General features: G+C 47.0%; 1 protein-coding gene. It reads left to right on the top strand.

The window, feature by feature from the left end; translation table 11 throughout:
• On the top strand, positions 1–477 hold a 477-nt coding region (locus HMPREF2987_RS11210), incomplete at both ends, for an SIALI-17 repeat-containing surface protein (RefSeq protein WP_373878856.1).

Below are 477 nucleotides of genomic sequence, written 5' to 3'. Positions count from 1 at the left end.
GAGGCGCAGTTCCAGTTGATACTCTGAAACAGGAAATCCCAGAGTTTACAGGTGGCGTATCAGGTGACTCCTTAGTCGAGCCAACAAAACCAACATTTGAGGGTGGTGTTAATGGCCAAGGAGCAGTAGCTGAAACCTTACCAGAGTATACACCAGAATTTAGCAGTCAAAGTGGCCTTCCAGAAGTCCACGAGAAACCTACCTTTACAGGCGGTGTATCAGGCGAATCCTTGGTTGAGCCAACAAAACCAACATTTGAAGGTGCCGTCAATGGCCCAGGTACGGTAGCTGAAAGCTTACCAGAGTATGAAGGTGGTGCAGTTCCAGTTGAAACTTTGAAACAGGAAATCCCAGACTTTACAGGCGGTGTAACTGGCGAATCTTTAGTTGAACCACCTAAACCAACATTTGAAGGTGGCGTCAATGGCCCAGGTACATTAGCCGAAACCTTACCAGAGTATACACCAGAATTTAGCA

Source organism: Streptococcus sp. HMSC067H01 (assembly GCF_001814775.1).
Lineage (GTDB): Bacteria > Bacillota > Bacilli > Lactobacillales > Streptococcaceae > Streptococcus.
The sequence above is the reverse complement of the archived record's forward strand: the minus strand, read 5'-3'. Positions and strand labels throughout refer to the sequence as shown.